This is a genomic window from Pseudomonas entomophila, from assembly GCF_013523125.1.
Classification (GTDB): domain Bacteria; phylum Pseudomonadota; class Gammaproteobacteria; order Pseudomonadales; family Pseudomonadaceae; genus Aquipseudomonas; species Aquipseudomonas entomophila_B.
Genome location: NZ_JAAMQJ010000039.1, coordinates 1 through 13,205, shown reverse-complemented (window position 1 = coordinate 13,205; position 13,205 = coordinate 1). Strand labels below are relative to the sequence as shown.

Below are 13,205 nucleotides of genomic sequence, written 5' to 3'. Positions count from 1 at the left end.
TCTACGTGGCGCTGGTGGCGATTCCAGGCAATTCGTTAAACTGGCAACGCTCCGTCGGACGGCCTCGCGTCCTCGAGAATTGCGTCGATCAGGGGCGGGCGAGCTGTCGCTTTTCATCACGTGCCGCACCAATTGCCGCTGACCTGCCACTTTTGGCGGCACTCGCGACTATAACAGCAATGATTAAGTGCTTCAATTCCATAAAAATTGTATGATTCGGGCCATGACGACCAATACTTCCCCGACCTCCGGCGTTCAGCTGATCGAGGTCCCGCCTGAGCTTGCCGGCCAGCGCATCGACAATTTCCTCATCACTGCGCTCAAGGGTGTGCCCAAGACGCTGGTCTATCGCATCGTGCGCAAGGGCGAGGTGCGGGTCAACAAGGGCCGCATCAAGCCTGAGTACAAGTTGCAGGCTGGCGACATCGTGCGCGTGCCGCCAGTGCGCCTGCCCGAACGCGACGAGCCGGCGCCGGTCGCCCAGGGCCTGTTGCAACGCCTCGAAGCGGCGATCGTCCACGAGGACAAGGCGCTGATCGTGCTCAACAAGCCGGCCGGCATCGCGGTGCACGGCGGCAGTGGCCTGAGCTTCGGCGTGATCGAGGCGCTGCGCCAGATGCGCCCGGACGCCAAGGAGCTGGAGCTGGTGCATCGCCTGGACCGCGACACGTCCGGGCTGCTGATGATCGCCAAGAAACGCAGCATGCTGCGCCACCTGCACGCGGCCCTGCGCGGCGACGGCGTCGACAAGCGCTACATGGCGCTGGTGCGCGGTCACTGGCCCACGTCGAAGAAGCAGGTCAGCGCGCCGCTGCAGAAGAGCAACCTGCGCTCCGGCGAGCGCATGGTCGAGGTCAACGACGAGGGCAAGGAGGCACTGACCCTGTTCCGGGTCCTGCGCCGCTTCGGCGAGTTCGCCACCCTGGTCGAGGCGCGGCCGGTGACCGGGCGCACCCACCAGATTCGCGTGCATACGCTGCATGCCGGGCACTGCATTGCCGGCGACAGCAAGTACGGCGACGAAGACTTCACCCGCGAGATCCGCGAACTGGGCGGCAAGCGGCTGTTTCTGCATGCCTATGCGCTGACCGTGCCGTTGCCCGATGGCGGTGAGCTCAAGCTCGAGGCGCCGGTGGACGAAACGTGGGCCAGTGCCGTGGAGCGCCTCGGTGCGGCCTGACTACGACCTGCTGATCTTCGACTGGGATGGCACGCTGGCCGATTCCATCGGGCGTATCGTCACGTCCATGAACACGGCCGCCGAACGTTTCGGCGAGGTGACGCGCGACGAGCAGGTGGTCAAGGGTATCATCGGCCTGGCGCTGGATGAAGCGATCCTGACCCTCTACCCGCACCTGGCGCCTGCTCAGGTCGCCGTCTTTCGCCAGCACTACGCCGACATCTATGTCAGCCTGGATCGGACCCCTTCGCCGCTGTTCGAGGGCGTGGTCGAGACGCTGGAGGCCCTGCGCGCCGACGGCTACCGGCTGGCCGTGGCGACCGGCAAGGCACGGCGTGGGCTCGATCGGGTGCTGCAGGCCAACGGCTGGACGGACTATTTCGAGGTCACGCGGGCGGCCGATGAAACCCGTGGCAAGCCCCACCCTCTGATGCTCGAGCAGATCCTCGCGCATTGCGGGGTGACGGCCGAGCGCGCCCTGATGATCGGCGACTCGGCCTTCGACCTGCTGATGGCGCGCAATGCGGGCATGCATTCGGTGGCCGTGGGCTATGGCGCGATGTCGCTCCAGGCGCTGAGCGAATTCGGGCCGCAGGTCTGCATCGAACGGTTCAGCCAGTTGCGCACGTGGCTGACCCACACCGAGCGGTTTTCAATTCAGGGTGAGTGAGCATGGTGGACGAATGGAAAGCGCCGGGTCGACGTGAGCCCGAGGCGCCCAGGCAGGCTGCTTCCGACACGGAAGAAGTCTGGGTCGAGGTCATGGACAAGGACCAGTTGCGCGAGGAGCGCGAAGACCGGCGCAGCTGGAAGCTGTTGGAAGACACCTTGCAGGCCGGCATTCGCGAGCAGCGTCGCTCGCGCCGCTGGGGCATCTTCTTCAAGTTGCTGACCTTCGCCTATCTGTTCGGGCTGCTGGCGCTGTTCTGGCCGCACATGAGCTTCGACGGCGTCGCCGCGAGCGGCGGTCGGCACACGGCCGTGATAGACGTGAACGGCATGATCGCCGACAAGGCCATGGCCAGCGCCGACAATCTCACCGGCAGCCTGAGGGCGGCGTTCAAGGACAGCAACACCCAGGCGGTGATATTGCGCATCAATAGCCCGGGCGGCAGTCCGGTGCAGTCGGGGTACGTCTATGACGAGATCCGTCGGCTGCGCGCCGAGTACCCGGCCATCAAGCTGTATGCAGTGATCACCGACCTGGGGGCCTCCGGGGCGTACTACATCGCCAGTGCCGCGGACGAGATCTATGCCGACAAGGCCAGTCTGGTCGGCTCGATCGGGGTGACGGCGGCCGGCTACGGCTTCGTCGGCGCCATGGACAAGCTCGGTATCGAGCGGCGCACGTACACGGCAGGGGAGCACAAGGCCTTTCTCGATCCGTTCTCGCCGCAAAAGCCTGAAGAGACCGCGTTCTGGCAGGGTGTGCTGAACACCACGCACCAGCAATTCATCGCCAGCGTGAAGGCCGGCCGGGGTGAGCGCCTCAAGGACAAGGCGCATCCCGAGCTGTTCAGTGGCTTGATCTGGACCGGCGAGCAGGCCAAGGCGCTGGGTCTGGTGGATGGTCTGGGCAGTGTCGGCTACGTGGCGCGTGACGTGGTTGGGGCGGAGAAGCTGGTCGACTTCACCGTCAAGGAGTCGCCTCTGGAGTTGGTCTCCAAGGGTCTAGGTGCGAGCCTGGCCGAGCACCTGGCGCTGTGGATGGGCTTTGCAGGGCCTTCGTTGCGCTGATCCAGGCGCTCGGCAGGGCAGTCTCGGGCTGTCACGCTCATCCGCTCAAGGCACGCTGATGCCTTCTTCGGCCAGCATCCGTACCAGGCGGATCAGCGGCAGGCCGATCAGGCTGGTGGCATCGCTGCCCTGCGTCTCGCGGAACAGGCTCACACCCAGCCCTTCGGCCTTGAAGCTGCCGGCGCAATCGTAGGGTTGCTCGGCCCGCAGGTAGCGCTCGACCTGGGCGCTGTCCAGGTCGCGCAGGGTGACCGTGAACGGCACGCAATCGATCTGGCACTGCCCCGTGGCGCTGTTGAGCAGCGCCACGCCGGTCAGGAAGGTGACGGCCTGGCCACTGGCAGCCAGCAGTTGCTCGCGCGCCCGTTCGAAGGTGTGCGGTTTGCCGAGGATCCGCTCGCCCAGCACGGCGACCTGATCGGAACCGATGATCAGGTGGGCCGGGTGCGTGGCGGCCAGGGCGCGGGCCTTCGCTGCGGCCAGGCGTCGCACCAGCGCCTCGGCAGGTTCATCCCCCAGCCGGCCCTCGTCGATATCCGGGCTGGCCCAGTCGAAAGGCAGGCGCAGGCGATGCAGCAGGTCGCGGCGATAGGTCGAGCTCGAAGCCAGTAACAGGGGAAGCATGGCGGACTCCTGGTCAGATCGAGCGAGTCTAACATGCGAGGGTGGACCGAATTTCCTTTGACAGGTGCCAGGGGCATCCCTAGAATGCTGCGCCTATGTTGAATGACCCGATTCCATCTCACGTTGACCCGCGCAAATTGGCTGATCGCGGCGTAACCCTCAAGGGTTCGCTGGCGCTTGCCGATTTGGAAAGACTCTGCGACCCGCTGTCCGACGATGTCGGTACGGTGCAGGCACAATTCGATTTTGAGCGAGACGAGCAAGGCGCCGTGGTGATCCACAGCGCGCTGGACGTCGAAGTCAAGATGGTCTGCCAGCGTTGTCTTGAACTGGTCACCCTGCCGATCCACAGCGAATGTACGTACGCCGTGGTGAAGGAGGGTGCGAACACCCAGTCGTTGCCGAAAGGCTATGACGTGCTGGAACTGGGCGAGGATCCTTTGGATCTGCAAGCGCTGGTCGAGGAGGAGCTGTTGCTCGCCCTGCCCATCGTGCCTGCTCATCATCCGGAAGAATGCCAGCAGCCGGCGGGTGCCAACGAGCCCGAGCCGAGCGAGGACGAGGTATCGCGGTCCAACCCGTTCAGTGTTTTGGCGCAGTTAAAGCGTGACCCAAACGTTTAGGAGTTAATCATTATGGCTGTTCAGCAGAACAAAAAATCCCGCTCTGCCCGCGACATGCGCCGTTCCCACGACGCCCTGTCGGAAAACGCACTGTCGGTCGACAAGAGCACCGGTGACGTTCACCTGCGCCACCACGTTTCGCCAGAAGGCGTCTACCGTGGCCGCAAAGTGATCGACAAGGGCGCTGACGAGTAAATCTTGTCTGCCCGGATCATCGCGATCGACGCAATGGGCGGGGACTTCGGTCCCCGCAGCATTGTTCAGGCGAGTCTCGCCTGCCTGCGCTCCACCCCCTCGCTTCACCTGACCCTGGTGGGTCACGCCTCCCTCCTCGAAGAGCTCGTCGGCAACCCAGTGGCCGCGGATCGCGCGCGCCTGCGTATCGTCGCGGCCAGTGAAGTGATCGGTATGGACGAGCGGCCTTCGCAAGTGCTGCGCGGTAAACCCGATGCCTCCATGCGCGTGGCACTGGAGCTGGTGCGCGACGGCAAGGCCCAAGCCTGCGTCAGCGCGGGCAATACCGGGGCCCTGATGGCCTTGTCGCGGCAGGTGCTCAAGACCCTGCCGGGCATTGACCGCCCCGCCATGATCGCCGCGATTCCGACCCAGGTCGGCTGCTGTCAGCTGCTGGATCTGGGGGCCAACGTCGATTGCAGCGCAGAGCACCTGTACCAGTTCGCGCTCATGGGGTCGGAGGCTGCCCGTGCGCTGGGTATCGCGCGTCCGCGGGTGGCGTTGTTGAACGTGGGGACCGAGGACATCAAGGGCAACCTGCAGGTGAAGCAGGCCGCGGCGTTGCTTCAGGAGGCGCCTGGGCTGAACTACGTCGGCTTCATCGAAGGCGATGGGGTCTACCGAGGCGAGGCGGACGTGGTGGTCTGCGATGGGTTCGTCGGCAATGTGCTGCTCAAGGCCAGCGAAGGGCTGGCCACCTTGATCGGCGCGCGCATCCAGTCGCTGTTCCGCACGGGGGTAATGGCTCGGCTGGCGGGCTTCGTCGCCCTGCCTCTGTTGCGTCGCCTGCAGACGGAGCTGGCACCGGCCCGGCACAACGGCGCGAGCCTGTTGGGTCTGCAGGGCATCGTCATCAAGAGTCATGGTTCGGCCAGTGCCGAGGCGTTCCAGAGCGCGATCCATCGCGCGTTCATCGAAATCCAGGACGATCTGCCACGCCGCCTGCAAGGGCGCCTGGGGGATCTGCTGCGCTAGACGCGTGGCCATCACGGAGAATGTGACCACACGGTCGCGTTCTCCATCCAAGCTTCATCATCGTGCGCACCTGGCGGCATCGGGTGTGCTTTTCGACACGTTCACAAGGGTTCGTTTTCATGTCCGCATCCCTCGCATTCGTCTTTCCAGGTCAAGGCTCCCAGTCGCTGGGCATGCTGGCCGAGCTCGCCGAGCAGCACCCGCTGATCCTCGAGACCTTCGGGGAAGCTTCCGAGGCCCTGGGTTATGACCTCTGGCACCTGATTCAGCAGGGGCCGGAAGAGCAGCTCAACCAGACCGACAAGACCCAGCCCGCCATCCTGACCGCCTCGATCGCCCTGTGGCGTCTGTGGCTGGCCGAAGGGGGCGCGCAGCCGGCCTACGTGTCGGGTCACAGCCTGGGCGAGTACAGCGCATTGGTCGCCGCCGGCAGCCTGTCGCTGGCAGACGCCGTCAAACTGGTGGAGCGTCGTGGGCAGCTGATGCAGCAGGCCGTACCCGCCGGGCATGGCGCCATGGCCGCGATCCTCGGCCTGAGCGACGAGCAGGTGGTCGGCATCTGTGCCGAAGCCGCCGAAGACGAGGTGGTCAGTGCCGTCAACTTCAACTCGCCAGGCCAGGTCGTGATCGCCGGCAACAAGGCCGCCGTCGACCGTGCCATCGAGCTGTGCAAGGCCCAGGGCGCCAAGCGTGCCTTGCCGCTGGCCGTCAGCGTACCGTCGCACTGTGCCTTGATGAAGCCGGCCGCCGAGCGTTTCGCCGAGTCCGTCAACGCCATCGACTGGGTCGCGCCCCAGGTGCCGGTAGTGCAGAACGTCAGCGCTGCCGTGGCCGCCGACGTCGCGATCCTCAAGCAAGACCTGCTTGCCCAGCTTTACCAGCCCGTGCGCTGGGTGGAGTGCGTGCAGGCATTGGCCGCGCAGGGCGCGGTCAACCTGGTGGAATGCGGACCGGGCAAGGTCCTGGCCGGGCTGAACAAGCGCTGCGCCGATGGCGTGACCACCTACAACCTCAACACCCCTGACGCCTTCGCCGCCACCCGTGCGGCGCTGGCCTGAATTCGGAGAAACCTGCATGAGCCTGCAAGGCAAAGTTGCACTGGTCACGGGCGCCAGCCGTGGCATCGGTCAGGCAATCGCCCTTGAACTGGGTCGCCTGGGCGCTACCGTCATCGGCACGGCCACCACGGCCTCGGGTGCCGAGCGTATCGCGGCGACCCTCAAGGAGCACGGCATCGCCGGCACCGGTCTGGCCCTGAACGTGACCTCCAGCGAATCGGTGGACGCCACCTTGAGCACCATCCAGGAGCAGTTCGGCGCACCGGCGATCCTGATCAACAATGCCGGCATCACCCGCGACAACCTCATGCTGCGCATGAAGGACGACGAGTGGTTCGACGTGATCGACACCAACCTCAACAGCCTCTACCGTCTGTCCAAGGGCGTCCTGCGTGGCATGACCAAGGCGCGCTGGGGCCGTATCATCAGCATCGGTTCGGTGGTGGGCGCCATGGGCAACGCCGGCCAGACCAACTACGCGGCAGCCAAGGCCGGTCTGGAAGGCTTCAGCCGTGCCTTGGCGCGTGAAGTCGGCTCGCGTGGCATCACCGTCAATGCGGTGACCCCGGGCTTCATCGATACCGACATGACCCGTGAGCTGCCGCAGGCACAGCACGAAGGCCTGCTGAGCCAGATTCCCCTGGGCCGTCTGGGCCAGGCCGAGGAGATCGCCAAGGTGGTCGGCTTCCTGGCCTCCGACGGTGCGGCCTACGTGACCGGCGCTACCGTGCCGGTGAACGGCGGGATGTACATGTAAGGTGTGAACCAATCTGGCGGATCCGTTCGAAAAAATCCATAATCGGTTTCGAAAATCCGTCATAACGCTGTAATCAGATTCCAGGCGTAGGGCACGGTCCAGGTCGGAGGGATGCGAACCGCTTGAAAAGCGGGCGTCTTTCTATAAACTTGGTCGCCGGCCAGCCGCCTGACATATGTCCACTAGGAGTGAAACATGAGCACCATCGAAGAACGCGTCAAGAAAATCGTCGCCGAGCAACTGGGCGTCAAAGAAGAAGAAGTGACCAATGAGAAGTCCTTCGTCGACGACCTGGGTGCCGACTCGCTTGACACCGTAGAGCTGGTGATGGCTCTGGAAGAGGAATTCGAGACCGAGATTCCTGACGAAGAAGCCGAGAAGATCACTACCGTACAAGCTGCCATCGACTACGTTAACAGCCACCAGGCCTAATCGCCTGTAGTCGTCGCTTCTTGTCGGAAAAACCGCACTGCCTTCGTAGGCGTGCGGTTTTTTCTTTGAGGGAACCGAGGATCGTCACCGACCCTGTCACACCGGGCGCGTGGCGGAATCTGTCAATAAAATAAGGAGAGTACTGTGTCGCGTAGACGCGTCGTGGTCACCGGTATGGGCATGCTGTCACCGTTGGGTACGGATGTACCGAGCACCTGGCAGGGCATTCTGGCTGGCCGCAGTGGCATCGGTCCGATCGAGCATACGGACCTGTCTGCCTACTCCACCCGTTTTGGCGGCTCGGTGAAAGGGTTCGATGTCGAGCAGTACCTGTCGGCCAAAGAGGCCCGCAAGCTCGACCTGTTCATCCAGTACGGCCTGGCCGCAGGGTTCCAGGCGGTCCGCAATGCCGGTCTCGAAGTCAACGATGAGAACCGGGAGCGCATTGGCGTGGCCATGGGTTCGGGCATTGGCGGCCTGACCAACATCCAGGAAACCAGCAAGACCTTGCACGACCAAGGGCCTCGGCGCATTTCGCCGTTCTTCGTGCCAGGCTCGATCATCAACATGATTTCCGGCTTCCTGTCGATCCACCTGGGTCTGCAGGGGCCGAACTACGCGGTGTCCACCGCCTGCACCACGGGCACCCACTGCATCGGCATGGCCGCGCGCAACATCGCCTACGGCGAAGCCGACGTCATGATCGCCGGTGGCGCCGAAATGGCCGCGTGTGGCCTGGGCATGGGCGGCTTCGGCGCGTCCCGTGCGCTGTCCACGCGCAACGATGAACCCGCGCGTGCCAGTCGTCCGTGGGACAAGGGGCGCGACGGCTTCGTGCTGTCCGACGGCGCGGGCGCGCTGGTACTCGAAGAGCTCGAGCATGCCAAGGCCCGGGGCGCGGTCATCCATGCCGAGCTGGTGGGCTTCGGCATGAGCGGCGATGCCTACCACATGACCTCGCCACCCGAAGATGGCGCCGGGGCGGCCCGCTGCATGACCAATGCCCTGCGCGATGCCGGGCTTGCGCCGGCGCAGGTGAGCTACATCAACGCCCACGGCACCTCGACGCCCGCGGGCGACCTGGCGGAAGTGGCGGCCATCAAGCAGGTCTTCGGCGAACACGCGTACAAGGTGGCGATCAGTTCGACCAAGTCCATGACCGGTCACCTGCTCGGTGCCGCCGGTGCCGTCGAGGCGATCTTCAGCGTGCTGGCGATCAACAGCCAGACCGCGCCGCCGACCATCAACCTGGACGAGCCGGACGAGGGCTGCGACCTCGACTTCGTGCCGCACCAGGCGCGCAGCATGCCCATCGACGTGGTGTTGTCGAACTCCTTCGGGTTCGGTGGTACCAACGGGTCGCTGGTGTTCCGTCGGTTCGTCGACTGATGCAGCACTGGCTGGACGGTCGACCGGCGAGCGGCATCGACCTGCACAACCGCGGGTTGGCCTACGGCGATGGGGTGTTCGAAACCATCGCCGTGCGCCAGGGCCGTCCCAGCCTGCTGGACCTGCACCTCGAACGTCTGGCGCTGGGGTGCAGCCGTCTGGCGATCCCCCTTGACCTGACGCTGGTGCGTGACGAACTGCTGCGCTTTGCCCAAGCCCTGGGCGAAGGCGTGGCCAAGCTGGTCGTGACCCGTGGCGACGGCCTGCGCGGTTATGCCTCGGCGCCCGATGTGCCTGCCCGCCGGGTGCTGCTGGCCGGCCCGGCGCCGGCCTACCCGGCCCGGCATGCCGAACACGGCGTGACGCTCTTTCCCTGTCAGACGCGGCTCGCCGAGCAGCCGCGCCTGGCCGGGCTCAAACACCTCAACCGCCTCGAACAGGTCCTGGCGCGCGCCGAATGGCAGGGGAGCGATCCGGCCGAAGGCTTGATGCGCGATACCCATGGCCGGGTGATCGAGGGGGTCTACAGCAACCTGTTCCTGGTGCGCGATGGCAACCTGCTGACGGCCGACCTCAGTCGCTGCGGTGTGGCGGGTGTCATGCGCGCGGCCTTGCTCGAGGCGGCCCGTTCCGCAGGCATGGCCGTCAATGTCACCGACCTGGCGCTGACGGACCTCGCCCAGGCCGACGAAGTCTTTCTGTGCAACAGCCTGTATGGCGTCTGGCCGGTGGTGCGTCACGCCGAGCTGAGCTGGTCGCCAGGGCCGGTGACCCGTAAACTGCAGGCCCTTGCCCAGACGTTATTGGATGCCTGATTCGTGAGACGCCTATTGCTCCTGACCGTGGAGGCCCTGTTGATCCTGGCCGGGCTCGCCCTGGGCTGGTCGGCCTGGAAAGTGGCCTCGGTGGTCGATCAGCCCCTGGCCGTGAGCCAGGAGCGCATGCTCGACGTGCCCACCGGCACGACCCCCAACCGCATGTTCTACCGCATGCAGGAAGACGGCCTGCTGAAGGATGCCTTCTGGCTGCGCCTGTACTGGCGTTTCAACCTGGCCGGCACACCGCTGCACACCGGTGAATACCGCATGACCCCCGGCATGACCGTCGACGACCTGTTCGGCGCGTGGCGGCGGGGCGACGTGGTGCAGTACAACCTGACCATCGTCGAAGGCTGGACCTTCCGCCAGGTGCGTGCGGCGATCGCCCGCCACGACAAGATCGAACAGACCCTGGCCAACGTGTCGGACGAGGCGGTCATGGAACGCCTGGGCCATCCGGGCGTGTTCCCGGAAGGCCGCTTCTTCCCCGACACCTACCGCTTCGTGCGTGGCATGAGCGATGTCGAGCTGCTGCAGCAAGCCTACATGCGCCTGGAAGAGGTGCTGGCGCGCGAGTGGGCCGAGCGGGCCACCGACCTGCCGTACCGCGACCCTTACCAGGCCTTGATCATGGCTTCGCTGGTGGAGAAGGAAACCGGCGTGCCGCAGGAGCGTGGACAGATCGCCGGTGTCTTCGTGCGTCGTCTGCGACTGGGCATGATGCTGCAGACCGACCCGACCGTGATCTATGGCATGGGCCAGCGCTACAACGGCAAGATCACCCGCGCCGATCTGCGTGCGCCGACCCCGTACAACACCTACACCATGACTGGCCTGCCACCGACGCCGATCGCCATGGTCGGCCGTGAAGCCATCCATGCCGCGCTCAACCCGGCGCCGGGCAGCAGCCTGTATTTCGTGGCCCGTGGCGATGGCAGCCATGTGTTCTCCGACGACCTGGGCGACCACAACACGGCCGTGCGCGAGTACCAGCTCAAGCGCCGCGCCGACTACCGCTCCAGCCCGGCACCGCGCGCCACGCCAGAGACGAACCCGTCGAGCGAGTCCGTGCCCGACCCGGATGCCCGGACGGACACGACACCCGGGCCGCGTACCGATGCCACCGAACCGGCCCCTGAACAGGCGCCGGTCGAGGGCTCGCCCGATTCCGTTGAACCTGCGCGTTCCCCGCAAGCGGACGCGCCCCATTCTCGATAAGGACTGCGCGTGAGCGGTTTGTTCATTACCTTGGAAGGCCCCGAAGGCGCGGGCAAGAGCACTAACCGTGACTACCTGGCGGCGCGTCTGCGCGAGCAGGGATTGGACGTGGTCCTGACCCGTGAGCCAGGCGGTACGCCACTGGCCGAGCAGGTGCGTGAACTGCTGCTCGCCCCGAGCCAGGAAACCATGGCCGCCGACACCGAACTGCTGCTGGTGTTCGCCGCGCGTGCCCAGCACCTGGCCGAAGTCATTCGTCCGGCCCTGGCGCGCGGTGCGGTGGTGCTGTGCGATCGCTTCACTGACGCCCTATTTCGGAGGCCTTCAAACTGTAAACCTATGAAGACTTACGAATTTTTCTCAGCATAGTCAGCTTCAACCCGTGAAATCAAGGGTTCTTTAAAGCTCTCCTCCTCTCAAAGCGTCGGCCACCGTTTTTTCATGTAAAAATGTAAACCTGTAGCCGTCTAACTAGCCCTTTCGCTAGAATGTAAACGCTTTTTGTCCGAAATCGCTTCATTCAGAAAGCGCTGGGCACAAAAATGTAAACCTGCCTCTCAGCCTTCCCCTCATGGATCATATTGATCCAGCACGGGCTGGCAGATTAAGGCCTGTCTACTGCCGTATCGCAGCACACCTCCCGATGAGGCATCGGCCCTCAGGCACCTACGTCCTCATTCGTGGCACCCACCTCAGATCTTTAAAAATACGCATCGCTCGAAGACTCGCATCGCCCGCAAATGGCAGTCCGATCTCGCAACATCCGATTGAAAATCCATGACGCCCCCATCGGTCGACGAAGGCTAACGGTGCTCTGTCCCTGAGAACCGAAGGGGCACGAGCTGGGAATTGGGTCACCGTTTATAGGACGGTAGGCTCGTCTATCTGAATTCATACTTTCTGCACGAGGCATCTGTGAGTAAGTCCAACCAGTTGTGGGATCTGGCGATAGAGTGGGTTTCCAAAAAAATTCGTAGCCCATTCTCCAACAAAGTCACCAGATTTCTTTTGATCACAGGCGCTGGTATTGTTACCGCACCCCTGCTTCTTCACATGTTTGCGAACGCTCTACTGAAGCATTTTCTTGGCGTTGATTTGGGAGTTGAGCCTCTAGGCACCTCGACATACATCGCTGGATTTTGTTGTATGCTACTGGGTGTAGTTAACAATACAACCCATAATTATCTGACATATAGTCATCAAGTGCGTGTCAAAAATGCTGAAGTCTCGATATACAAGGAGACATGGGGGAAGCTTGATACTGCTCTGGATGACACTGCTCGCTTGAGCAGTCTCTATACTACCTATTATGCATCTCGTGATGAGGAGTTAGTCCTCAAGGCTGAAGAGTCAATTATCTCATGCATGGACTGGCTGAGGAAGAATCGTCCCTTCTACTACTCGGATGCTTTTTACGATAAGTGCTCTCAGATATGTGCTCAGGCGCGCCAAGAAACCCGCGCATTTCGGGCATGTATTGAAGCCAAAAAAATGGAAGAGGCAACAATCGGAAAGAAGGGCTCGCTGATTAATCACATGGAGTTTTACAAAAAAATCTACAACTATGAAATGGCACAAAAGGAAATGGTGCAGAATGTTAAGGCCATGAGACGCGAATATGATGCCGTCTGTGCTGAAATTCGAACTCGTATTGGGTAGTCTTTATAGGGCCTTAGGTAGGTGATTCTACGAGCCTAGAGGCGAGAACATATAGCTCAATATTCTCGCCCAAGGTACCCGAGCGGTATCAGTACCTAACAGTCGGCCCCATTGAGCAAATTACTCTGTTCATGAAATGATGCGCACCGATCGCATACTCATGAACGCGATAATCCACAGCGCTCATCTTCTTGCCCTTGTGCTGTGAAAATCCTTTGTATTTGCAAAGTGTATTGTCAACAATATAGAGGTGTTTGATCTTGTTGTTGACGATCCTGATCTCGTCAATTATTTTGTAAGAAGGAAGGCGCGTTAGATGTATTCCCGCCCGTCGTGCGCGGATAACGATTTCATTCCACTTGTGAGGAAGGCTCGGCGGTCTCAGTGACCAAGTGCAACACCCGAGGTAAGGTGCTGCATGACTACTCACTACACCCACTTGACCATCGAAGAGCGCGTAACGCTAATGATCATGCGTATGCAAGGCGCCTCGCTGCGAGC

At 62.9% G+C, this 13,205-nt stretch carries 15 protein-coding genes and 1 pseudogene; 15 read left to right on the top strand and 1 reads right to left on the bottom strand.

Annotation, left to right across the window (positions count from 1 at the left end):
• Positions 1-223: 223 nt before the first annotated feature.
• From rluC to G7007_RS17745, 3 genes are read left to right on the top strand one after another with little or no spacing between them, the layout of a single operon-like run.
• Positions 224-1,180: a 23S rRNA pseudouridine(955/2504/2580) synthase RluC gene (gene rluC, locus G7007_RS17755; protein ID WP_181103744.1), complete on the top strand. Its 957-nt coding sequence runs from the start codon at positions 224-226 to the stop codon at positions 1,178-1,180.
• A complete protein-coding gene (locus tag G7007_RS17750) occupies positions 1,170-1,850 on the top strand; it encodes an HAD family hydrolase (protein WP_181103742.1) in 681 nt (226 codons plus the stop codon). The genes rluC and G7007_RS17750 overlap by 11 nt, the downstream gene beginning before the upstream one ends.
• 2 nt (positions 1,851-1,852) lie before the next feature.
• Positions 1,853-2,917, top strand: a complete 1,065-nt coding sequence (locus G7007_RS17745) for a S49 family peptidase (RefSeq protein ID WP_375139504.1) — start codon at positions 1,853-1,855, stop codon at positions 2,915-2,917.
• Positions 2,918-2,962: 45 nt separating this feature from the next.
• Here G7007_RS17745 and G7007_RS17740 read toward each other — a convergent pair whose 3' ends face one another.
• The gene (locus G7007_RS17740) at positions 2,963-3,541 is read right to left on the bottom strand and encodes a Maf family protein (protein ID WP_181103739.1); all 579 of its coding nucleotides are present in this window, start codon (positions 3,539-3,541) and stop codon (positions 2,963-2,965) included.
• A gap of 95 nt (positions 3,542-3,636) precedes the next feature.
• Here G7007_RS17740 and G7007_RS17735 point away from each other — a divergent pair, with 95 nt between their 5' ends.
• The 12 genes and pseudogenes from G7007_RS17735 to G7007_RS22035 all read left to right on the top strand — a co-directional run.
• Positions 3,637-4,164, top strand: coding sequence for a YceD family protein (locus G7007_RS17735; RefSeq protein ID WP_181103736.1), 528 nt, complete (start codon positions 3,637-3,639; stop codon positions 4,162-4,164).
• A gap of 12 nt (positions 4,165-4,176) precedes the next feature.
• The gene (gene rpmF / locus G7007_RS17730; RefSeq protein ID WP_060394502.1) at positions 4,177-4,359 is read left to right on the top strand and encodes a 50S ribosomal protein L32; all 183 of its coding nucleotides are present in this window, start codon (positions 4,177-4,179) and stop codon (positions 4,357-4,359) included.
• Positions 4,360-4,362: 3 nt separating this feature from the next.
• Positions 4,363-5,373: a phosphate acyltransferase PlsX gene (plsX, locus tag G7007_RS17725; protein ID WP_181103733.1), complete on the top strand. Its 1,011-nt coding sequence runs from the start codon at positions 4,363-4,365 to the stop codon at positions 5,371-5,373.
• A 119-nt stretch (positions 5,374-5,492) separates the two neighbouring features.
• Positions 5,493-6,431, top strand: coding sequence for an ACP S-malonyltransferase (gene fabD / locus G7007_RS17720; RefSeq protein WP_181103731.1), 939 nt, complete (start codon positions 5,493-5,495; stop codon positions 6,429-6,431).
• Positions 6,432-6,447: 16 nt separating this feature from the next.
• Complete coding sequence (gene fabG / locus G7007_RS17715; RefSeq protein ID WP_181103728.1) at positions 6,448-7,188, top strand: 3-oxoacyl-ACP reductase FabG; 741 nt, start codon at positions 6,448-6,450, stop codon at positions 7,186-7,188.
• 195 nt (positions 7,189-7,383) lie between these two features.
• Positions 7,384-7,620 (top strand): acyl carrier protein, encoded by a 237-nt coding sequence (acpP, locus tag G7007_RS17710; RefSeq protein WP_027914361.1) that lies wholly within the window; start codon positions 7,384-7,386, stop codon positions 7,618-7,620.
• Positions 7,621-7,764: 144 nt separating this feature from the next.
• Positions 7,765-9,009: a beta-ketoacyl-ACP synthase II gene (gene fabF, locus G7007_RS17705; RefSeq protein WP_181103725.1), complete on the top strand. Its 1,245-nt coding sequence runs from the start codon at positions 7,765-7,767 to the stop codon at positions 9,007-9,009.
• Positions 9,009-9,824: an aminodeoxychorismate lyase gene (gene pabC / locus G7007_RS17700; RefSeq protein WP_181103723.1), complete on the top strand. Its 816-nt coding sequence runs from the start codon at positions 9,009-9,011 to the stop codon at positions 9,822-9,824. The genes fabF and pabC overlap by 1 nt, the downstream gene beginning before the upstream one ends.
• 3 nt (positions 9,825-9,827) lie before the next feature.
• The gene (gene mltG / locus G7007_RS17695) at positions 9,828-11,045 is read left to right on the top strand and encodes an endolytic transglycosylase MltG (RefSeq protein WP_181103721.1); all 1,218 of its coding nucleotides are present in this window, start codon (positions 9,828-9,830) and stop codon (positions 11,043-11,045) included.
• A gap of 9 nt (positions 11,046-11,054) precedes the next feature.
• A pseudogene (gene tmk / locus G7007_RS17690) lies at positions 11,055-11,360 on the top strand (dTMP kinase); the annotation flags it as partial.
• Between the two features lie 600 nt (positions 11,361-11,960).
• Positions 11,961-12,704 carry a hypothetical protein gene (locus tag G7007_RS17685; protein WP_181103717.1) on the top strand — a complete coding sequence of 248 codons (744 nt, stop codon included), beginning with the start codon at positions 11,961-11,963 and terminating at the stop codon, positions 12,702-12,704.
• A 418-nt stretch (positions 12,705-13,122) separates the two neighbouring features.
• Positions 13,123-13,205: helix-turn-helix domain-containing protein (locus tag G7007_RS22035; RefSeq protein ID WP_143510986.1), on the top strand; the 83-nt coding region annotated here is incomplete at its 3' end.